We start from the raw sequence: 21,407 nt of genomic DNA on the forward strand, positions 1-21,407 counted from the left end.
AGTTCTGGTAGAACTAATTACAGCACCCTGAAAAAATCATTATTCTTAGGTTTGTGCTTGACCTTTTTCCAGCCGTATACAGAAGCGGCATCGGCGCAAATCATTTCCTTGGATATCACAAAAGGTACTATCACTGAGGTTTTTAAGGCTATTGAAGACCAAAGTGAATATAAATTCTTCTATAATGATAATCAAATCAATCTGAATAAACGAGTTGATGTCAATATCCATGGAGAATCCATAGAACAAGTATTGAATAACGTTTTTAAAGGTACGGATATCACATATAAAATTGTCAAAAATCACGTGGTACTTACCAACAAGACCATGAAAAACAAAGAGTTACCATCCACCAACCAAAATGGTAAACGTTTAACCGGACAAGTGGTAGGACAAAACGGTGAACCTCTGATCGGAGTAAATGTTGTGGTAAAAGACACAACGATAGGATCAATGACTGATATGGATGGAAACTATATCTTGGAAAATGTTCCCGCAAACGCAACTATTGAATTCTCATACATCGGCTATCTCCAACAGAGTATCAACATAGGTAACCAAAGTAATCTTAACGTCACTTTAGCAGAAGATACTCAGAAGCTAGATGAAGTAGTAGTCGTAGGTTACGGTTCCTTCAAGAAAAGAGACCTGACCGGAGCTGTCTCCCAAGTAAAAGGAGACGAAATCGCAAACCTTCCTCTTCGTAGCGCAGCAGATGCCTTGCAAGGTAAAGCAGCCGGTGTTACTATTACCGCAAGTTCCGGTAGCCCCGGATCCATGGGCAACGTACGTATCCGTGGTGTAGGAACCATTAATAACAACAATCCTTTGTATGTAGTAGACGGACTTCCACAAACTGATATTGGTTGGTTAAACGCCCGTGATATCGAAAGTATGGAAGTATTGAAAGATGCTTCCGCACAAGCTATCTACGGAGCCCGTGCCGCAAACGGTGTGATCCTTATTTCCACGAAACGAGGGGCATCTGGCGAAAGTTACAGAAGTAATATCGAGTTTGATATGAGTATTGGTTTCCAAGATATCCCTAAAACATATGACATGTTAGATGCCGAAGGATTCATGGAATACAAAAACCGAGCTTATGCTGCTTCTGGTAAAGCTTTGATCGATGACTTCTCTACCCAAGAGAAAAGAGAACAAATCCTCTCATTCCTTGAGAAAAATGGAGGACGGGAAGGAACGAATTGGTGGAAAGAAACAACACGTAAACCAGCGGAAGCTTTGAATCAAAATTATAACTTAGCATTTTCTGGCGGTATGAATAAATTAAGATACCGAGCTAGTTTCGGATATATGGATCAACAAGGTATACTAAAAGGTTCAGACTATGAGCGGTTATCCGGTCGATTGAATCTAGACTCCGAGGTTACAAAATGGTTAAACCTCTCAGCAAATGTAAACGTAATTTATGAATCCAGACGAAATTTAGACGAGAATAACTCTTATACCGCAACCGTTTTCAGTACACTTGCGGCAGATCCGATCACGCCTGTTTACCGAGATAATTTGGTTGATATTCCTGACTTTATGAAAGACCGGATCATGAGTGGTTACGAACCGACCAATCCTTGGTCTCGCTATACAGGAATTATCTATTCCAACAAACCGAACACTGTCGCACAAGTAGATAGACAGGCATTAAACCAGTGGCATGGTATCGCAACCAAAAGTAATGTATCTGGAGAATTCAAGTTATTCCCGTTTTTGACATTCAAATCTAGTATTGCCATTGACTTAATTCGAAATCAAAGCGATTCTTTCCGTCCGTCTTATTATCTTGACGGAGATGAATATTCCACTTATGCGGCAGCCAGCAGAAGTGTTGCCAATACAGATTATTGGGTATTCGACAACTATCTGACTTACAATCAAAAATTCGACAAACATACTGTAACCGCTATGGCTGGAACCTCCGCAGAAAAAAATCGTTATGAGGAGATATACGCATATAAGGAAGGTCAAGTTAATAATGATGTAAGTCAGCAGATTATTAACGCAGGTACACAAAACCCGAATGCTACCGGCTACATCTCCACGACATCTCTCAACTCATACTTTGGTCGTATTTTCTATTCCTTCGACAATCGTTATATGATCACGGCAAATATCCGCTGGGATGGCTCATCTATGTTTGCAGACGGTAATAAATGGGGATGTTTTCCTTCTGTATCCGCTGGTTGGAATTTCTCGGAAGAGAACTTTATGAAAAATATGGATTGGTTGTCACAAGGTAAATTGAGAGCTGCTTGGGGTGAGATCGGAAATCAAACCATTTCATCTGGAGCTTATATGAATACGTTCGGAAATGGTAGTTACTACCTCTTCGGTAATCCATACCAATCAACTTTATATGCCGGACGTACCCAAGTAGGAAATCCTGATCTAAGATGGGAAACAACCCGTCAACTAGATTTTGGACTAGATTTAGCTTTTTTCAAAGGTTCTTTAAGAGCAACATTCGACTACTTCGACCGCAAGACTAGCGATATGCTGGTACAGGTTCCCGTTCCAAGTTCACTAGGATTCCCCAACACTCCGTGGATGAATGCAGGTAGTGTAAGTAATAAAGGATTTGAAATCACGCTTGGATATGATGGTAAAATCGGAAAAGAGTTCCAATATCATATCAATGGAAATATATCTACTTATAAAAATGAAGTAAAAAGTTTAGGTAGCGGAGCTAATATACCGGGTAAAGGTATTCATCTGGGCTATTACTCTTATACAATGATCGAACCAGGTAAACCCATCGGTTACTTCTACGGCTATAAGACAGATGGAGTTTTCCAAACACAAGAGGAAATTGACAATTACAAGAATAACGGACAGGTAGTTATGCCTAACGCAAAACCCGGAGATTTGAAATTTCTAGATCTGAATAAAGACGGGAAACTAGATGATGAAGACCGTACAATGACAGGAAATCCTCATCCGGATTTCACATTCGGACTTACCCTTGGTGCTGAATATAAAGGATTCGATGTTACCGCATTCTTCCAAGGTTCTGTTGGCAATGATATCTTGAATATTTTGAAATATGATATCTACTCGGGAACAGGCTGGTATAATGCTCCCAAAGATATATTGACCACTTATTGGAATGGCCCGGGTAGTACAAATGAGAATTTTGCGATAGACTCAGATAGTCGCATGAATTTGGAAATGTCTGACTGGTATGTAGAAAATGGCTCTTATATCCGATTAAAAAACTTTCAAATCGGTTATACGATCCCATCTTCCTTGACCAAAAAGATTACGATCAATAATCTCCGTGTATTTGTGGCAGCACAAAACTTATTCACGATCACGGGATATTCTGGACTCGACCCTGAAATTGGAGAAATAAATAACTCTCCTCAATACAAAGGATGTGATATGGGATTTTATCCACAGCCGAGAACTTTCATGGTCGGCCTTAGTATGAAATTATAATCTAAAAACGGACATATTATGAAATCAATATTAAATTTTGGAAAACTATTCGTATCGTTAATATGCATCAGCATCCTAACGATTAGCTGTAATAGTGATTTCCTTGATCGCCCGACATTAGGGACTTTGGATGAAGAGACCTACTTAAGTACTAAAAATGCAGGGTACAAACTTCTGGTAAATTGCTATCAACCTATACTAACTAGCGAAGAATATCAATGGATGAAATTTGACCTTGGCGATCAATTGACGGATGACTTCGCCAAAGGAGGTTCTGACGCAGGAGATCGTGTTACCATAACAGAAGTGACAAGAGGTAATCCTACCGCCACCAGTGGTTTACTGACTAAACTTTGGGACCATCGTTACAAAACGGCCATCTCTGCCTGCAACGTATTTTTGTCACTTATCACTCCTGAGACCGAATTAATCGATGACGGAGGGGCGTTAGTCAGTACGGAAGAGAAACAACGCTGGATAGCAGAAGTACATTTTATGCGTGCGTTTTATTACTATGATTTAGCGGCGATCTTCACGAATATCCCGATCATTGATAGACCGTTAAATGCTGTTGATAAAGGAAGTATAACGAAAGCGAACAAGGAAGATGTCATGAACTTTATACTTGAGGATTTAAATATTGCTATCTCTGAACCAAACTTGCCTAGCGCAAAAGATTTACCGACCTCGGAACTTGGACGTATCACCAAAGAAGCAGCTATGGCATTCCGTGCCAGAGTATTACTCTTTTACGGGAACTATGAAGCTGCAAAATCTGACTTAAAAGCGGTTGTAGAATCTGGTTGTTACGATTTAGTGGACGATTACGAAAAACTATTTAACAGCGTATCCGAAGGGTATATGTCTAAAGAATCTGTTTTTATCACTTTACGTTCTTATATCCCAAACTATACAAGTGGAAGCACTTGCCCACAGATGAATGTCGGACGTGGCATCGCCGGAGGATGGGGTGGAGAATGCCCCACGAACGATTTAGTGAATGAATATGAAATAGGTGACCCCCGTTTAGTACACACGGTTTTGTCGACCGGAGATATATTTACTAAAGACGATGGGACAGAGGAGGTTCACGACTACTCCGGATATGACAATTATACGCTACAACACAGCCGTAAGCAATATCCGGACTGGTCCAGACGACCACTCGGGGATTTGCTAAATACTGACTGGACATTCTATCACATTCGTTATGCAGATGTCTTGTTAATGTATGCCGAATGCTTGATTGAGACCAACGATGATAAACAAAAAGCGGTGGATCTCATCAATGAGGTTCGTTATCGTGCTTTCGTTACGACATCTCCAACCGATAGTTACGCAAAATATCGTAAGTTCAATGTCACTGAAGACAAAAAAGTGACCGAAGAGATATTCAATGCAAAATATAAAGTTAAAATATCGGATGATTTACGAAAAGCGGTCCGTCATGAACGCCGTGTCGAGTTGGGAGGTGAAGGTTTGCGGCTTTATGACCTACTCCGTTGGGGAACATTTGTTTCCACCATGCAGGCATTCGGCAAAACCGCCGAGGGAAAATATTCTGGAGCCGGTACATACGTCACAGACAAAACCTACCCCTATCCGATCCCGCAAAATGAGATCGATTACGTAGGAGGAGCGTTAACACAGAACGACAATTATTAAAGCGAAACTACCACCATCTACGGTGAGATAAATTTAAGCACTAAAGTATTATTCCGAATAGCCTAGGTTCTCTTACCTCACAGAATCTAGGCTATTTTATGTCAGAGAAAAAGCCTTACCACCAAGACCTCATGCTTTCTCCTAAATACTAATCGCTTTTTTAAGATTATAATCAAGATAATACAGATAAAGAAAACATTCCGGGTTGGTTTTACGCAAAATATTTCCTAGTTTTGCGCAGTAATACGCAGAATTAAATAAACGGGATATGAAGAATTTAATCATAATAGTAAGTTTGCTCCTTGGTATGCAGCTTATGGCGCAAACCAAGGTGATAAAAAAGAATGCTGTGAAAGCAAATAATTTCGGAATCACCTACTCGTTGCCCAAAACCTCACTGGTCGTAGATGCCGAGGTAACGAAAGTGACTTGCAAAGCCGGACCTTACTACCAATACGCAGAGAAATATCTAGGCGTGAAAGACGCTGTCACGGAAGACAAAGTCTATTTCGATCTTGGGAAAATCAATTTAATCAACCGGGGATTACCCGATGCAGATAACACATATATCGTGGAATTCAAGCAAGGTACAGTTGCCCCTTACGCCTATCTTACCGAGGATGGACTATTATGCTCGATAAATGCAGAATATACACCTGCCGATCCCGAACTCGATGCCGTGGAAAAGGGTAAAAAAGCCCAACAAAAAGTAACAGACGCATCTGTATTCTCGGAAGAATTATTAATGGCCGGCTCTACAGCAAAACAAGCGGAAGTAGCCGCCAAGCAAATCTACCGTATCCGGGAAAGCCGTTTAAACATCTTGACCGGAGAAGCAGATAATTTACCGCCCGATGGTGAGGCCATGAAACTAGTGATCCAACAATTGGAAGAGCAAGAGAAAGCGCTGACAAATCTATTCACCGGAATCTTGACAAAGGAAACCGACCATTATGAAGTAAGTATCATCCCGCACGATGACCTAGATAAAGAAGTATTGTTCCGTTTCTCCAAGCAACTAGGTATCGTAGACGCAGATGATTTAAGCGGTACTCCTATCTATATGAATTTGAAAGCAATAGAAAAAGCCCCGCTCCTTGACGCCAAAGAAGCCGAGAAAAAAGAGAAATCATTGAAAGGGATCGTTTACAATGTTCCGGGAAAAGCTAGTATTGAAATAATAATGAACAAAAAAACACTCTACAAAGGAGAAGCTCAAATCACTCAATTCGGAACGCAGGAAGGACTGGCCCCTGTTATGTTTGAAGACAAGAAAGCTCCTGTCAAGGTTCTTTTCTATCCGGAAACCGGTGCCATAAAGCAAATTATTCAATAAGTATAAACTAATATTATCTAAAACACATGTTACAAGGACAACCTAAAGGTCTCTATGCCCTCGCACTCGCAAACACGGGCGAACGCTTCGGCTACTACACTATGCTTGCGATTTTCACACTATTCTTGCAAGCTAAATTCGGCTATACGGCCGCCGAGACATCAACGATTTTCGCTAGTTTCCTAGCGTTCGTGTATTTTATGCCATTGATTGGCGGTATGATGGCCGATAAGTTCGGTTATGGAAAGATGGTTACGTCGGGTATTATCATCATGTTTATCGGTTATCTATTGTTAGCGATACCGACTGATGCTGCTTCCGGGAAAATTTTGATGTTCGGCTCGCTCGCACTGATCGCTTGCGGTACCGGATTATTCAAAGGAAACTTACAGGTGATGGTAGGTAATCTTTACGATGCCCCGGAATACAGAAGTAAGCGTGACCAAGCCTTTAGTTTGTTCTATATGGCGATCAATATCGGCGCTATGTACGCACCTACGGCTGCTACTAAAATGACAGACTGGATGCTGGGTAAATACAACCTTTTCTACGAATCGCAAATCCCGGCACTCGCACACCAATTCTTGAACGGAACAATCTCCGCAGAGAATAAAGAGGCGCTCGCCGCTCTACAAAGCGCACAAGGTTTCACCGGCGATACAGCCACATTCTGCTCTACTTATATCGAGAAATTATCTGAGGCATACAATTACGGATTTGGTGTAGCTTGTATCTCATTGATTATATCGATGGCTATCTATATGGGATTCCGCTCTACCTTTAAGCATGCGGATGTCAACACCAAACAGGCACAAGCCTCCCACGTTCCGCAAGAGGAACTATCACCTGCCGAGACCAAGCAACGTATCATCGCTTTGCTGCTGGTATTCGCCGTTGTATTGTTCTTCTGGATGGCCTTCCATCAAAATGGTCTGACAATGACGTTCTTTGCTCGCGACTATACGGCAAATCAAGTAACAGGCTTGGATCGTATCGGTTTCGACGTGATCAACCTAACGTTATTAGCAATCGCTGTGTATGGAGGATTTGCGATCGCACAATCCACAACGAGTAAAGGTAAGACTATCGCAGGTATCGTGACTGTAGCTGCGTTAGCCGTTCTAGGCATCAAGTATATGGCTATGCCAGAAACTCTAACGATTCTTCCACAGACCTTCCAGCAATTTAACCCGTTCTTCGTGGTTGTATTGACTCCGGTATCATTGGCGATCTTTGGTTATCTGGCTAATAAGAAGAAAGAACCGTCCGCACCTCGCAAGATCGGATTGGGTATGATGATCGCCGCTTGCGGTTTCTTGATTTTGGCGATCGGTTCCATGGGTTTGCCTACACCGGATGCTTTGGCAGCAGATAGCAAATTGCAGGTATTGGTTTCTCCGAATTGGTTGATCTCGACTTATCTGGTATTGACCTTCGCTGAATTATTGCTTTCTCCGATGGGTATCTCTTTCGTATCCAAAGTGGCTCCTCCTAAATACAAAGGTATGATGATGGGAGGTTGGTTCGTAGCTACGGCTATCGGTAACTATCTGGTCGCTATCATCGGTTATTTGTGGGGAGGCATGGAATTGTGGATGGTATGGAGCGTATTGATCGTTCTTTGCTTACTGTCTGCGTTGTTCATGTTCTCCATTATGAAGAAACTGGATAAAGTGGCTTGACAATTGAAAATTAGAGGATGAGGAAGTCGTATACATATCGTTCACAGGCACTCCGTTTCAGAAGATGGAGCCGGAAGGCGTATGCGGCTTTCATCAGTGTACAGAGGGCTGTTACGATCGGACAATTGTCCTTTTCAGTAGCCGATCGCTTCGAGAAAAAAAATCAGTCTTTACATACCGCTATCGGTACGTTCATGGACGGATTTTTCAAAGTGGATAAGGAAGAAAAGGAGAATACCGGGGAGGATAAATGGAGCCTTGCGACATCGTACGGACTGTTTGTGGCATTATTCCCGGTATTGGCTTCGAATGAGATCGCTCATCCGGCTCATCGTGTAGCTCACTATACATTATATAATATAGCAAAGGCGGGAAGTATTCTTTCGAATACTTCCCGCCTTTCTTATTCCCATCCCAGTTGTAGAGACGGGGCGTGCCCCGTCTCACTACAGACTAATGTGTATCTTAAGTTACCATTTAGAGGGGATGAGACGGGGCACGCCCCGTCTCTACAACTAGGTATATATACGTGAAATTATCAAATTAAAGAAAATGACAATAGAAGAAGCGAAGCAGTACATCCTAGAGGGTGGGGAGATTAATGAGGAACAGGCTTTAAGCCTAGCGAATCACCCGGATAAAGAGGCGCTTTACGAAGCCGCCCACCAAATCACCCGCCATTTTATGGGGAATAAGTTCGATACTTGCTCCATCATCAACGCCAAAAGCGGCAATTGCAGCGAGGATTGTAAATGGTGCGCACAATCGGGACATTACAAAACTCTCGTAAACTTATACCCTTTGCTTCCGGCCAAGGAATGTGTCCGTCATGCGGTATACAACCGAAAACAGGGCATCCAGCGTTTTGCTTTGGTGACTAGCGGTAAGCGAGTATCGGATAAAGAAATGGAACAAATCACCAATACGATCCGGCAAATCAAGCGGCAAAGCGATATCAAATGTTGCGCTTCCATGGGACTACTTACCCGTTCCCAACTCCAATCGCTTTACGATAGCGGAGTGGAGAATTATCACTGTAATATTGAGACTGCCCCTTCCTATTTCCGTCAGCTCTGTTCTACACATACGATCGAGCAGAAGATGGAAACCATCCATACCGCCAGGGAAATTGGTTTCCGTATCTGCTGCGGTGGTATTATCGGCATGGGCGAGACGATGGAGGAACGAATCGAGATGGCTTGTTTCTTACGAAAAGAAGGTATCTTATCCATTCCACTCAATTTATTGCAGCCGATACCGGGAACCCCAATGGAGAATACATTGATCTTACAAGAAGAAGAATGGCTGACAACGATCGCTCTTTTCCGCTTGATCAATCCGAAAGCCTTCCTCCGTTTCTCCGGTGGACGGGCGCAACTAAGCGAGGCCACGCAACGAAAATCCCTGTATATCGGGATTAACTCCGCTATCATCGGAGATTTATTAACGACCATCGGAAGCAAGGTAGAAGAAGACAAAGTCTTATTTACCTCCGAAGGCTATTCACTTACCGAAAATACCGATTGGGAAAAATGACAACAACCGAACTTTTACAATACGACCGGGATCATCTATGGCATCCCTACACCTCGACCATCAACCCGCTTCCTGTCTATCCCGTAGTCAAGGCAGAAGGCGTAACGATAACCCTTGCGGACGGCAAGGAACTAATAGACGGAATGTCCTCTTGGTGGGCTGCGGTTCACGGATACAATCATCCAATACTTAACGCAGCGGCTAAAACCCAACTAGATAAAATGAGCCATATCATGTTCGGGGGATTTACGCACGAGCCTGCTGTTGAATTAGCCGCTAAATTACTGCCGCTGCTTCCTCCTTCTATGGAAAAGATATTCCTAGCGGATAGTGGCTCGGTCGCCGTGGAAGTAGCCTTAAAGATGGCGATCCAATACTGGCAGTCCAAAGGTGTACCGAAAAAACATACTTTCGCCACGATCCGTAGTGGCTATCACGGGGACACATGGCACGCCATGTCGGTATGCGATCCGGTGACGGGTATGCATGGGCTCTTCTCGGGAAGCTTACCCATCCAATACTTCATACCTCAACCTTCGGTCCGATTCGGCGAGGAATGGAAAGAGGAGGCCATAACTCCCTTACAGGATTTATTAGAGCGGCATGCGGACGAGATCGCCGCCTTGATCTTAGAACCGGTCGTACAAGGGGCCGGAGGCATGTATTTCTACTCCCCCACTTTCCTCGTTCGTGCCCGGGAACTTTGTGAACGGTATAACGTCTTATTGATATTCGACGAGATAGCGACAGGCTTTGGGCGTACCGGAAAGTTGTTCGCATGGGAACATGCGGGGGTTGAGCCCGATATCATGTGTATCGGGAAGGCATTGACGGGAGGTTATCTTACGCTTTCTGCCACGATTACGACAAAGCTGATAGCCGACACGATCTGCTCCGGCGAGGCCGGATGCTTTATGCATGGACCTACGTTTATGGGAAATCCCTTGGCATGCGCTATCGCTTCAGCCTCAATCTCATTATTAATTGCCAGCCATTGGCAAGAGAAAGTGAAGCGTATAGAGGAGCAATTACGGACAGAATTAGCACCAGCCATCAAGCTGCCTGAAGTAGCGGAGGTACGGGTACTGGGAGCGATCGGGGTTATCGAGATGAAGCATCCGGTGGATATGGCGATATTGCAACGCCGATTCGTAGAGGAAGGGATATGGGTACGTCCATTCGGACGGCTGGTTTACCTCATGCCCCCTTTCGTAATCTCCACGAATGAACTATCCAAACTAACCTCCGGCTTATTGAGAGTATTAACGCATAATTAACATATCTAGTTGTAGAGACGGGGCGTGCCCCGTCTCACTACAGACTAATGTGTATCCTAAGTTATCATTTGGATGGGATGAGACGGGGCACGCCCCGTCTCTACAACCGGATAATACATAAATAGATGAAATCATATAACGAACAACTTACGGCATTACGAGCCTCCGGGAATCTCAGGTATTTACCGGAAGTAGAGCATCAAGGGATATGGGTATTGAAAGAGGGAAAGCGTATGCTGAATCTCTCTTCCAACGATTATCTGGGACTGGCCAGCCGGCAGGATTTACAAGAGGAGTTTCAAGCATCCACACAAGGTCGCTTCTACCCCTACTCTTCCTCCTCATCCCGTCTGCTGACGGGCAATTTCTCCATATACACGAAACTGGAGAAACAGATCGCCTGCTCCTTCGACCGGGAAGCCGCATTGGTTTTTAATAGCGGCTATCATGCCAATACCGGAATCCTTCCGGCTTTGGCTGATAAGCAGACCTTATTACTCGCCGATAAACTAGTACATGCCAGTATCATCGATGGTATCTTATTGAGTGGTTCCCCTTTCCTCCGCTACCGCCACAACGACTATGATCAACTGGAACGCCTCATACAGAAGAATATCAACCAATACGAGACAATCATCATCTTGACCGAAAGTATTTTCAGCATGGACGGGGATGTAGCGGACTTAAACCGACTAGTAACCCTCAAGAGGCGATATCCCAATATCCTATTATACGTAGATGAGGCCCACGCCATCGGAGTCCGCGGAAAGATCGGGTTAGGTATCGCCGAGGAGCAAAGCTGTATCCATGATATTGATCTATTGGTCGGTACTTTCGGCAAGGCGTTAGCGTCTATGGGGGCCTATCTGGTTTGTTCCTCTACAATACGGGAATATCTGGTCAATACGATGCGACCGCTCATATTCAGTACAGCCCTACCACCATTCCAGATCGCATGGACTTCTTTCATCTGGGAAAAACTCCCGTCACTTGTGAAGGAACGGGAAAATCTTCTAGTGTATAGCCAATTGCTAGCAGAGGCTTTGACAGGCAAAGGTGGTGAAATCAGCCAAAGCCATATCATCCCTTTCATCGTGGGAGAGAGTGAGGATTGCGTACGGAAGGCAGAAGAGTTGCAACGGAAAGGCTTCTACTGTCTCCCAGTTCGCCCACCGACAGTGCCCAAAGGTACCTCCCGTATTCGTTTCTCCCTTACGGCAAACCTAACAATAAAAAATATTCATCAACTGATTGTAGAGACGGGGCGTGCCCCGTCTCCCACCGACTGATAGTATTCTTAAATTACTATTTTGAGGGGATGAGACGGGGCACGCCCCGTCTCTACAACTCCGGATAGATAATATGTATATAAATTAAATCGATAGTATGTATATAGATAAGATAATAAATAAGCAATCCCCTAGTCTGATCCTCTGTCTAGCCGGCTGGTCCACCTCTCCGGAACTTTTCCACCACCTGAAAGTACCGGAGCAGACAGACCTATGGATTGCCTACGACTACAGGAAGCTTACGTTCGAAGAGACATTCGACTCCTATAAAGAGGTCCATCTTATCGCTTGGTCTTTAGGCGTATGGGTTGCCACTCATCTTTGGGCAGATAAACGATCCTTTACCACGGCAACCGCCATAAACGGTACTCCTTTTCCCATTCACGATACGCTAGGTATCCCAACCACGATCTTTGAGGGAACCCTTAGTCATATTAGCGAGGAAGGTATGCGTCGTTTTAACCGTAGGATGTGCAGAGATAAGGAAACTCTCAATCGATATTCGGAACTCCCTTTGCGCCCGTTGGAGGAGATCAAGGAGGAACTGGAATTTCTATACAATCACATCCTCCCGGAAAAGATCGGGCTGTCTGATCCGCAGATATCCACTTTCTGGGATCGAGCCATCCTGTCTACCGAAGATAAGATTTTTCCGATAACCCATCTTCGGAACTATTGGCAAGGCCGTTGTCCCATCCAAGAGATCAAGGCGCCTCATCTTCCTTTTTACCACTATCAATCATGGAACGAATTATGGAAGTAATCAAGCAAGAACGTATCCGCAAGCGTTTCAGTCAAGCGGTGAAGACATACGATGATCATGCGGAAGCCCAGAAGCGGATATGCGCCCATCTAATACAACTATTGACCGCATATACCTCCTCTCATTTCCACAGAGTACTGGAAATCGGTTGCGGAAGCGGTGGGTTCACCCGTTTATTAAAACAAGAATGCCAGATTGAGGAATGGGTACTCAATGATCTTTGTGAGACTTGGCAGAGCACCATCGAAGAGCTATTCTCTTCCCGTTCTCCTCTATTCTTGGTCGGTGATGCCGAGCGACTGGCTTTCCCCGGCACGTTCGATTTGATAGCCTCTGCTTCTACCTTACAATGGATGAAAGACCTCTCGAGTTTCCTTCATAAGTTATCGTCCATTCTATCGCCTCAAGGCATGCTGGCATTCAACACCTTCATGCCGGACAACCTCCATGAGATCAAGGAACTAACCGGAGAAGGGCTCTCCTATCCTACCGTCGGACAATTAAGGGAGTGGTTATCCACCGATTTCCACATCGTTCATGAGGAGGAAGGAAATATTCCCCTTACCTTTCGGCATCCGTTGGAGGTGCTGAAACATCTAAAGTACACAGGGGTCACAGCCAACACCTCTTGTATCTGGACACGGGGAAAACAGGAACGTTTCTGCCGGGATTATCAAGAGAGATTTTCCTCCGCAGATGGCAATGTCGTACTGACCTACCGTCCACTCTATATCTTAGCGGTCAAGAAGTAGGTTGCAATAGCCTTTTCTTCTAATAGGGTTAGCCTGATCTTCTCGTAACCTTAGGCTATTCATCTACAGACCTTGACTATCCACTATCCGTCACAAGATCATCCAACGGATGGTGGACGATCATGCGACGGATAATAGACAGCCTATGGAACAGATAGAAAGGGGGAAAGTTATCGGATGAAAAGGATAAACTTACTAGAGAAATAAATGAAGCACATAAATGTCTTCAATAACACATAAAACAACTATAGAATGAAAGGAAACGTATTATTTATCTCCGGTATAGACACGAACGTCGGAAAGACCATAGCCACCGGAATGATCGCCAAGACCTTGGCGAAAGCAGGAAAGAAAGTGATCACCCAGAAGATGATACAAACCGGATGCGAGAACGTATCGGAAGATATTGAGGTACATCGCCAAATCCAAGGGATACCCTTTACCAACGAGGATACGCAAGGGCTGACTTGCCCTTATATCTTCACTTATCCTTGCTCTCCCCATATGGCTGCGGCGAAAGATGGGCGAAGTATTGATTTAGGCACAATCACCCAAGCCACCCGGCGATTGCAAGAAATCTATGAGTATGTATTACTGGAAGGAGCTGGAGGACTGATGGTTCCGAACGACATGGAATCCCTCACGATCGATTATATAAAGGAACAATCGTATCCCCTGATACTGGTTACTTCCGGCAAGTTGGGAAGCATCAATCATACTTTACTTAGCCTGTACGCCTGCGAACGATACGGCATCAAGGTAAAAGCCATCGTCTATAATCAATATCCAAGCCTCGACCCGCTGATCGAGGCAAATACCTTGGATTATCTAAAAGCCAAATTTCCGGAGATCCCCTTAATTCTTCTCCCGGAAATGAAAAAAGGAAGCGAGGAGCTTCCCGATATTCGTCCATTGCTATAACACCAGATCAAACCGGATCAGGGAATAGTTCCAATATTTTCTGATCCGTTTTCCTACGGATCTCTGGCGTAATACTATCCTTCACCATTTTCAATACAAAAGTCATCACCGCCACATCGTCCGTGAAGCCGATAATAGGGAGCACACTCTCCGGGATTAAGTCAAAAGGCAATATGAAGTATCCTAAAGCCCCGATTATATAGGCCTTATGTTGAAGAGGCACCTTTTCATCTTGCAACATATAATATAGCGTGAAGACAGGACGCAACACCGTCCCCCCTACCTTCTTCGCTACCCGCTCTACCTTTTTCCAAAAACTATTCTCCGAGAAATAAGAGCCATATTTCTGTATCTCATGTACTTCCTCGAAAGGAATATCCTCAATTTTTCTTGTATCCATAAACGAATCTTATTAAATCATCTTTCACAAAGATAACAAGTAGTGTAGAAAAATCACACACTGAACGAGGAAATATCACAAACGCCATTCCCCCTCATATTCGATGCTTGTACAAAACAAGCAACCGGACGCAGAGCCTATCTACGTCCGGTTCATTTAATCTAAAAGCAGGGTATTTATCTCTTCTTTAATATCCGTTGGGCCGAATCCGACAGAATCACGATCGCCCCGGCCAATATCACCGTATCTTTTATCACCAACCGTCCGGCTCCCGACAATAACGGGAAACCAAACTCACCGCTACCGAGGTCAGGCACCCAGACCTCCGGTGTCGTGACCAAGAAAGACAACGTCCCGAACGTCATGATTATAGCCAATCCCGCCCCTATCAAACCGATCTCCGGCGAGAAAATACCGAGGAAGGTCAAGATACCGATCACCATGATCAAGATACCCAAGCCGCAAGAGAAACCATATGTGTTATTCTCCTGATGCCACTCATGTTTCGCCGGGTCGAACTCTCCTTCTTTTAACTTATACATCTTGTACTCGGGAGCACTTTTCGTATAGAAGAAACTCATAAAAGGGCTGTTCGCCACAAAGGGTACGATACCTTCCGCTTCATAATTCCAAAACTTTAAGCCACCGATCCATACGAATACGATTAAGATCGCCACACGGATCAAATTAATACCGAGCTTCCGGGTAGAGGCCGCCACTTGCAAAAAAGAGTAAAACAGGTCTTTCAACTTTTCCATCTTATTATTTTGTTTTATAGTATTGAACTTATACCGCAAAGATCGGTTGATACACTTATACCGCAAATGGCGATTTCACCGGATGAGTTGGCAATTATTCCTGTTTCTCTCTTTTTCGATACTCAGATACGCTCTCTCCCGTCATTTTCTTGAAAAAGCGGCTGAATGTCGCTTGATCCTCAAACCCCAAGATCTCCGCAATTTCCTTCGCACTTTTCTGGCTATATAATAGCAATCGTTTGGCCTCAGCCTCAATCCGCTCATGGATAATCCGTAACGGTGAAGGCAATCCGTAAATCATAAAAAGATTCGATAAGGTCTTGGGGGATCGGTACAGCATATCCGCATAATCCTGAACCATCTTCTTTTCCTTAAAATGATTATCAACCAATATATAAAACTGTCGGACCATATCGAACGTATTTTCCCGTCCAGGACTTACCGAGAACTTCTCACGTGCGATACGAGTACATAAAATGATGAAACGCTTCAATAAGATACGAAGCATTTCCTCTCGCAAATTGTCTTTTATGTTGTACTCACCTGCCAAGTTATCGGTAATATCGCGCAGAGATAGGACTTGAGACTCACTTAATTCCAATCGCATTACATTGGCTGTACCGTTAAAAAGAAAACCGTTACACGATACCTCATTGTCATGTCCGAAAATACAATAGAAGTTGCTGTTGAACAAAAGCGTCAGATACTCGCCGTTGATCGCCTTGAACTCGACGTGATGCAAAGGAGTTAAGGGGATAATCTCGCCTTTCACTAAAGTTACCGGTATATGATCGATCTCCAGCCGTAACGAACCGTCTTGTACCCAAATAAATTTGTAAAGCGTATTATCTTTCCGCAAAGCGAGGTTCGTATGATACGAATCGGTCAATGCGATATTACCTCTTAGGCGGGTACTAAATATATATTCCATAGATTTTACCGGATTTTAAATGGATAAAGATAACAATATTATACTAACAAAAGAGGAAGTTCACTTTATTCCCAGTAAACTTCCAGAGCGACCGTACCCGCAAACCTCATAAACAATACCGCCGGTGAGAGACACAGCCACACCGCATCTCTACAAACCGTACGATATATGGATTATTTTCTCTCTAATAAAATGTTATCTACCAGCTTCTTCAACTCATTCTTCGGCATAGCCCCTTGAACCAAACTCGGTTCCTTTCTCATCGGAACAAACAATAAAGAAGGAATACTGCGAATACCGAAAACGTTTGCCAAATCTGCCTCCTTATCGACATTCACCTTATATACATTGATTTTACCCTCGTACTCTTTACTGATCTCATCCAAGATAGGAGACATCATCTTGCAAGGCCCGCACCAAGTCGCATAGAAATCAATAACCGCAGGTTTATCACCCTCAAAGTTCCATGCGTTCGGATTCGTCTCAAAATCATATACTTTTTTTATGAAATCTTCTTGTGTCAATTCTATTACCATCATTTTATTTTCCGTATTATTGTTATTACTCCCATTCCCATTACTTGCGTCTGCCGTTCCTACCAAAAGGCTCGCAAATACTACGATACCGGCCTTTATAAAATCCATCTTGAACTTTCTTTTCATCGTTATTACTTTGTCTTTTATTTATATCGCAAAGTTCATCTTATTTCCACGATTTAAGAATAGCCATATTACCGGATAAGTTAGCGATATTTCCCGATAGCTTTCAAAAAAACATAAAATAAGTTTCTTCAATATAAATGCCGAACCTTGGCTGGCAAGATTCGGCATATCATATATTCTTTTCCCGCAAAGCCCCGACAAGGTTACAAATGCAATTGCAAACCGATAGAAACCGGATGTACCTTCGGGCCTTTTCCATTTTCAAAGAGGCCAATCGGTGAATACTTGGCGTAAAGACCGATCCAATCCCAACCGGCTTGGAATAAGAAATCCATGGTTACCGGACGGATATTCATACCTGAATCCATTTTCTCCTTATGCTTTTTATCAGAAGCGTCAGTATATACGATCTTAGAGGAGGAGCAAGTCTTGATCACGCCAACCACGCCCGCAGACAAGAAGAACTCATTCGAACGCTTTTTAGGTTGCCATTCCAATAACAAGGGAATGGTCAGGCTCGTAATATTCAACTTACTTGCTTTCAACGTAACACCCTCAGGGGCCGGACGCAAAGCCGTGACACCGTCGATCTCCCTGAAATACTCATTCGTATCTATACGGTAACGGCTCCAACGCATACCGGCACCGATCACCACTGCCCAACGATACCGAGAGAACGGAAAAGCCTTTTCCAATACGTTCAAGTTATATTCCAGCGAGTTTCCACTGCGAAGGGAGACTCCGCTTACATCATTCACATGCAAACTCCCATCCGCAAAATTGGCGAAGCCCATTCCAAATCCCGCCCAATGAGGATTAAAATCCTTATCCCAAGTAGGCACGGGAATATTAATAGACTTCACGTGTTTACGGCGTTCATAGCTTTGTCCGTTACGGTAATGCCCCTCAAAGATCAACTCGTCATCCACAGAGTCTCCGTCCTCGTCTACCTCATACACTCGGACTTTCATGCGATCGCCGTTGTCTTTTACCTCAATACGCTTTCTATCAAGGGTGATAACCGTATCCCCAGCCAAAGGCTCAACCTCGGCAGCCATCAACCCGATTACCGGGAAGCAAACCATTAAGACTAAAAGTATTCTTCTCATCTTCCTATCTGTTTTGTTTGTTTATAAATCTTTCTTTGTAAATAATAGCGTGATCAAATCATCGCTATCCAGATCACCCTCGATATACACCAAGGTTATTACCCCTTTCTTGTTGACCTTAAAAAGGACAAAACGGTTGATGTCAGCTTCCATACCCTTCAACTGGTAATACGCAGAAACGACTCCTCCATCGTCCGTTACCTCCTTGATCTTCCGGGCCCCTTTCTGGTCAACTTCCAAACATTGGCGGGTAAACCGCAGGGCTTCCGGATCATCCTTGATCGTAATACTCTTATAACGAGTCATGCCATACGTCTCCAGCATCTCGTTAGACAATTCCACCATCGTGACATTACGTTTTTTACCATATCGCCGAAAGACTTCCTGAATCTTCAAGTCTTTCTGTGTCTCGGTTGCCGAGACGCCACAAGGCATTAGGCAAGATATCGCCACCAGCAACAATAACATGTATTTGAATCGTCTCATATTTACAGTATTTTATTCATTATCATCAAATAAAGAACGAAACTCGTTCAATTGGTTATCTATAATCACACGGTCGGCCTCATCAGGATCTACTTCCGGGAAGTACTCGTCCACAGGTGTGGCCACCTCCTGCAAAGCTTCCATCGCCATGGAGCGAACCTTATGAATATCCGTATAACAACGACCGTTTATAACGACATAATTATCAGAGCAAAAACAAGGGTCAACCGGATTCAACAAATGGTTAAGCCCCAAAAACAACAAGAAACTAGCGGCGATACCGGATACCAGATACAACACGGAGCGTAAAGTAAACGTCTTCTCCTTCTCCTCCTCTTCCTTTTCCGCATCCAACATAGAAAGGATATCCTCATCAATCGGAATCAGCGCCTCATCCGGCTGTCGTACCTTTCGGCTCTCTTCCTCCCAATAAGCAAACATAGGCGTATAAACCGCCAACCTGTCCGGAACATTCCCGGAAGTAAAGAAGATTCGAAGTTCACGCTCTTCCTCCGAAGAAGTCTCCCCTTCAAAATATCGGTTCAATAATTCGTCTATGTTCATTTCTTTTGCTTATTTAATTGTAAAAACTGTTCTCGTATCCTCTTCCGAGCCCTTGAGAGATTTACCCGGACGTTCTCGACCGGTGTAGCCGTAATCTCTGCGATCTCGGCTAGCTCATAACCCTCTACATCTTTCATCCGGATAATGGTTTGCTGCAAAGTAGGTAACTGGGCGATCAAGCGCCGTATGCACTCGGCGGCATCCCTCTGCTCCAATTGTTCGTCCGGGCTAACCGCTTCCGATACCAATGTGACGCTCTCCAAATCCGATCCCTGTGGCTTTCGCGATTTTATTTTATCCAATGAGAGATTTTTCGTAACCTGCATAGCCAGTGCCTCCACGCTATGGTAGGTATCCAGTTTTTCCCGGATATACCAAAGCCTTATGAACGCCTCTTGCACCACATCCTCCGCATCGGCTGTGTCTTCAACCAGTCTCCGGGAGAAATTCAACATCTTCTGCCGGAGAAGTAGCACGGTTATTTTAAACGTCTCAAGTTCCATTTCTATAATCAAGACGACAAAGGAAGAAAAACATATCATGAATAATTAACTTATTTGGGAAAAACTTTGCTTACCACCTGCTTGTTTGTAATAAAAAACTTAAACGTTATGAGAGTAAAAGCATCATTTACAGCAATTTTATTCATGACTTGCTGCTTATTCATGATCGTTGGTTGCCAACAAAAGAAACAATATCCTGAAGATAAACCAGTACCCCAATCAATCCAAAAGGCAATCTTGGCAAAATATCCGGAAGCAACCGTTACCGGTTATGATAAAGATAATGCCGGCACAGAAGTGAATATCAAAGATAAAGGTGTCAAGAAAGAAGTTCTACTCGGTAAAAAGGATGAATGGCTAAGCACAAAATTCGATATTCACGCAGAGGATGTTCCTGTTAATATCATAGATAACCTAGCCAATTCTGCCTACCATGAATACAGGATAGTCGAAGTGATACAAATAGATAAGCCCTCGGGAACATTTTACGTATTCAAGTTAGAACACGAGAATAACGAGGTGAACCTCACGTTTAACTCGGAAGCCCAATTATTGAAATAGAACAATACCAAATCTTTACCTTTTCCAGATTTTTACCAGAATATTTCAGTAGTTTTGTGTCATTAACAAACTAGCTTATGAAAATTCTGGTAGTTGAAGACGAAGATGCATTGAGAGAAGTGATCGTCCGTTCTCTCGATAAAGAGCGATATGTGGTAGAGAGCGCTTCCTCCTTCCGGGAAGCATCTCTTAAAATAGGTGGTTATGACTATGATTGCATCATATTAGACATTATGCTTCCGGGAGGTAGTGGCCTCACCTTATTGAAAGAATTAAAGGCTTTACGTAAGAAAGACAGTATAATCATTATCTCCGCAAAAGATTCCATTGAGGATAAAGTCGCCGGGCTAGATCTCGGGGCAGACGATTATCTGACCAAGCCATTCCATCTGGCAGAACTGAACGCCCGCATCAAGAGCGTTATCCGTCGCAAACAGCAAGACGGAGAGTTACAACTATCTTTGTCAAACCTAACGATATATCCGGACAAACACTCTGTTTATATAAACGGGAAAGAGATTTTATTGAACCGTAAGGAGTTTGACTTGCTCTATTACTTCGTATCCAACCCCAATCGCTTGATCAGCAAAGCGACTTTAGCCGAATCCGTATGGGGAGATTATATTGATCAAGCCGATAGTTTCGACTTCATTTATAGCCAAGTAAAGAACCTGCGCAAGAAACTAAAAAGTGCCGGAGCCATCCCCGAGATAAAAGCGATCTATGGCTTCGGATATAAAATGACCGACGAGGAATAAT

The 21,407-nt window shown here is 43.7% G+C and carries 21 protein-coding genes; 13 read left to right on the plus strand and 8 right to left on the minus strand.

The window, feature by feature from the left end:
- Nucleotides 1-51 precede the first annotated feature (51 nt).
- The 11 genes from Q0110_RS12355 to bioD all read left to right on the plus strand — a co-directional run bounded on the left by Q0110_RS12355 (nucleotide 52) and on the right by bioD (nucleotide 14,674).
- Nucleotides 52-3,453, plus strand: a complete 3,402-nt coding sequence (locus Q0110_RS12355; RefSeq protein ID WP_366139670.1) for a TonB-dependent receptor — start codon at nucleotides 52-54, stop codon at nucleotides 3,451-3,453.
- Between the two features lie 18 nt (nucleotides 3,454-3,471).
- Nucleotides 3,472-5,118 (plus strand): RagB/SusD family nutrient uptake outer membrane protein, encoded by a 1,647-nt coding sequence (locus Q0110_RS12360; protein WP_297906643.1) that lies wholly within the window; start codon nucleotides 3,472-3,474, stop codon nucleotides 5,116-5,118.
- A 268-nt stretch (nucleotides 5,119-5,386) separates the two neighbouring features.
- Nucleotides 5,387-6,454 carry a DUF4831 family protein gene (locus Q0110_RS12365; protein WP_297906646.1) on the plus strand — a complete coding sequence of 356 codons (1,068 nt, stop codon included), beginning with the start codon at nucleotides 5,387-5,389 and terminating at the stop codon, nucleotides 6,452-6,454.
- Between the two features lie 26 nt (nucleotides 6,455-6,480).
- Complete coding sequence (locus Q0110_RS12370; protein WP_297906650.1) at nucleotides 6,481-8,136, plus strand: peptide MFS transporter; 1,656 nt, start codon at nucleotides 6,481-6,483, stop codon at nucleotides 8,134-8,136.
- Nucleotides 8,137-8,153: 17 nt separating this feature from the next.
- Nucleotides 8,154-8,669 carry a hypothetical protein gene (locus Q0110_RS12375; RefSeq protein ID WP_297906654.1) on the plus strand — a complete coding sequence of 172 codons (516 nt, stop codon included), beginning with the start codon at nucleotides 8,154-8,156 and terminating at the stop codon, nucleotides 8,667-8,669.
- Nucleotides 8,670-8,688: 19 nt separating this feature from the next.
- Entirely contained in the window at nucleotides 8,689-9,672 is a 984-nt protein-coding gene (gene bioB, locus Q0110_RS12380) for a biotin synthase BioB (protein ID WP_297906657.1), read from the plus strand.
- A complete protein-coding gene (bioA, locus tag Q0110_RS12385; RefSeq protein WP_297906660.1) occupies nucleotides 9,669-10,949 on the plus strand; it encodes an adenosylmethionine--8-amino-7-oxononanoate transaminase in 1,281 nt (426 codons plus the stop codon). The genes bioB and bioA overlap by 4 nt, the downstream gene beginning before the upstream one ends.
- A 125-nt stretch (nucleotides 10,950-11,074) precedes the next feature.
- Nucleotides 11,075-12,238, plus strand: a complete 1,164-nt coding sequence (locus Q0110_RS12390) for an 8-amino-7-oxononanoate synthase (protein WP_297906663.1) — start codon at nucleotides 11,075-11,077, stop codon at nucleotides 12,236-12,238.
- A gap of 97 nt (nucleotides 12,239-12,335) precedes the next feature.
- On the plus strand, nucleotides 12,336-13,001 hold the full coding sequence (locus tag Q0110_RS12395; protein WP_297906666.1) for a pimeloyl-ACP methyl esterase BioG family protein: 666 nt from the start codon (nucleotides 12,336-12,338) through the stop codon (nucleotides 12,999-13,001).
- Nucleotides 12,992-13,753 carry a malonyl-ACP O-methyltransferase BioC gene (bioC, locus tag Q0110_RS12400; protein ID WP_366139671.1) on the plus strand — a complete coding sequence of 254 codons (762 nt, stop codon included), beginning with the start codon at nucleotides 12,992-12,994 and terminating at the stop codon, nucleotides 13,751-13,753. The genes Q0110_RS12395 and bioC overlap by 10 nt, the downstream gene beginning before the upstream one ends.
- A gap of 252 nt (nucleotides 13,754-14,005) precedes the next feature.
- The gene (gene bioD / locus Q0110_RS12405) at nucleotides 14,006-14,674 is read left to right on the plus strand and encodes a dethiobiotin synthase (RefSeq protein ID WP_297906671.1); all 669 of its coding nucleotides are present in this window, start codon (nucleotides 14,006-14,008) and stop codon (nucleotides 14,672-14,674) included.
- 7 nt (nucleotides 14,675-14,681) lie between these two features.
- Here the strand turns inward: bioD and Q0110_RS12410 are convergent, their stop codons facing one another.
- The 8 genes from Q0110_RS12410 to Q0110_RS12445 all read right to left on the minus strand — a co-directional run bounded on the left by Q0110_RS12410 (nucleotide 14,682) and on the right by Q0110_RS12445 (nucleotide 20,126).
- Nucleotides 14,682-15,074, minus strand: coding sequence for a YkvA family protein (locus tag Q0110_RS12410; RefSeq protein WP_297906674.1), 393 nt, complete (start codon nucleotides 15,072-15,074; stop codon nucleotides 14,682-14,684).
- A 176-nt stretch (nucleotides 15,075-15,250) separates the two neighbouring features.
- The gene (locus tag Q0110_RS12415; RefSeq protein WP_297906677.1) at nucleotides 15,251-15,832 is read right to left on the minus strand and encodes a DUF417 family protein; all 582 of its coding nucleotides are present in this window, start codon (nucleotides 15,830-15,832) and stop codon (nucleotides 15,251-15,253) included.
- A gap of 94 nt (nucleotides 15,833-15,926) precedes the next feature.
- Nucleotides 15,927-16,763, minus strand: a complete 837-nt coding sequence (locus Q0110_RS12420) for a helix-turn-helix domain-containing protein (RefSeq protein WP_297906680.1) — start codon at nucleotides 16,761-16,763, stop codon at nucleotides 15,927-15,929.
- Between the two features lie 173 nt (nucleotides 16,764-16,936).
- Complete coding sequence (gene trxA / locus Q0110_RS12425) at nucleotides 16,937-17,407, minus strand: thioredoxin (protein WP_297906682.1); 471 nt, start codon at nucleotides 17,405-17,407, stop codon at nucleotides 16,937-16,939.
- Between the two features lie 221 nt (nucleotides 17,408-17,628).
- Nucleotides 17,629-18,534, minus strand: coding sequence for an outer membrane beta-barrel protein (locus Q0110_RS12430; RefSeq protein ID WP_297906685.1), 906 nt, complete (start codon nucleotides 18,532-18,534; stop codon nucleotides 17,629-17,631).
- A 21-nt stretch (nucleotides 18,535-18,555) separates the two neighbouring features.
- The gene (locus Q0110_RS12435; RefSeq protein ID WP_297906688.1) at nucleotides 18,556-19,020 is read right to left on the minus strand and encodes a hypothetical protein; all 465 of its coding nucleotides are present in this window, start codon (nucleotides 19,018-19,020) and stop codon (nucleotides 18,556-18,558) included.
- A gap of 12 nt (nucleotides 19,021-19,032) precedes the next feature.
- Complete coding sequence (locus Q0110_RS12440; protein ID WP_297906691.1) at nucleotides 19,033-19,584, minus strand: hypothetical protein; 552 nt, start codon at nucleotides 19,582-19,584, stop codon at nucleotides 19,033-19,035.
- Nucleotides 19,581-20,126 carry an RNA polymerase sigma factor gene (locus Q0110_RS12445; protein WP_297906694.1) on the minus strand — a complete coding sequence of 182 codons (546 nt, stop codon included), beginning with the start codon at nucleotides 20,124-20,126 and terminating at the stop codon, nucleotides 19,581-19,583. Before Q0110_RS12445 ends, Q0110_RS12440 begins: the two co-directional genes overlap by 4 nt.
- Before the next feature lie 69 nt (nucleotides 20,127-20,195).
- On the opposite strand from Q0110_RS12445, the gene Q0110_RS12450 reads away from it, so the two are divergent.
- Both Q0110_RS12450 and Q0110_RS12455 read left to right on the plus strand, forming a co-directional pair.
- Nucleotides 20,196-20,648, plus strand: a complete 453-nt coding sequence (locus Q0110_RS12450) for a PepSY-like domain-containing protein (RefSeq protein WP_297906697.1) — start codon at nucleotides 20,196-20,198, stop codon at nucleotides 20,646-20,648.
- A gap of 77 nt (nucleotides 20,649-20,725) precedes the next feature.
- Nucleotides 20,726-21,406: a response regulator transcription factor gene (locus Q0110_RS12455; protein WP_297906699.1), complete on the plus strand. Its 681-nt coding sequence runs from the start codon at nucleotides 20,726-20,728 to the stop codon at nucleotides 21,404-21,406.
- Nucleotide 21,407: the final 1 nt, after the last annotated feature.

It is taken from the genome of uncultured Parabacteroides sp. (assembly GCF_947855115.1).
Taxonomy (GTDB): Bacteria; Bacteroidota; Bacteroidia; order Bacteroidales; family Tannerellaceae; genus Parabacteroides.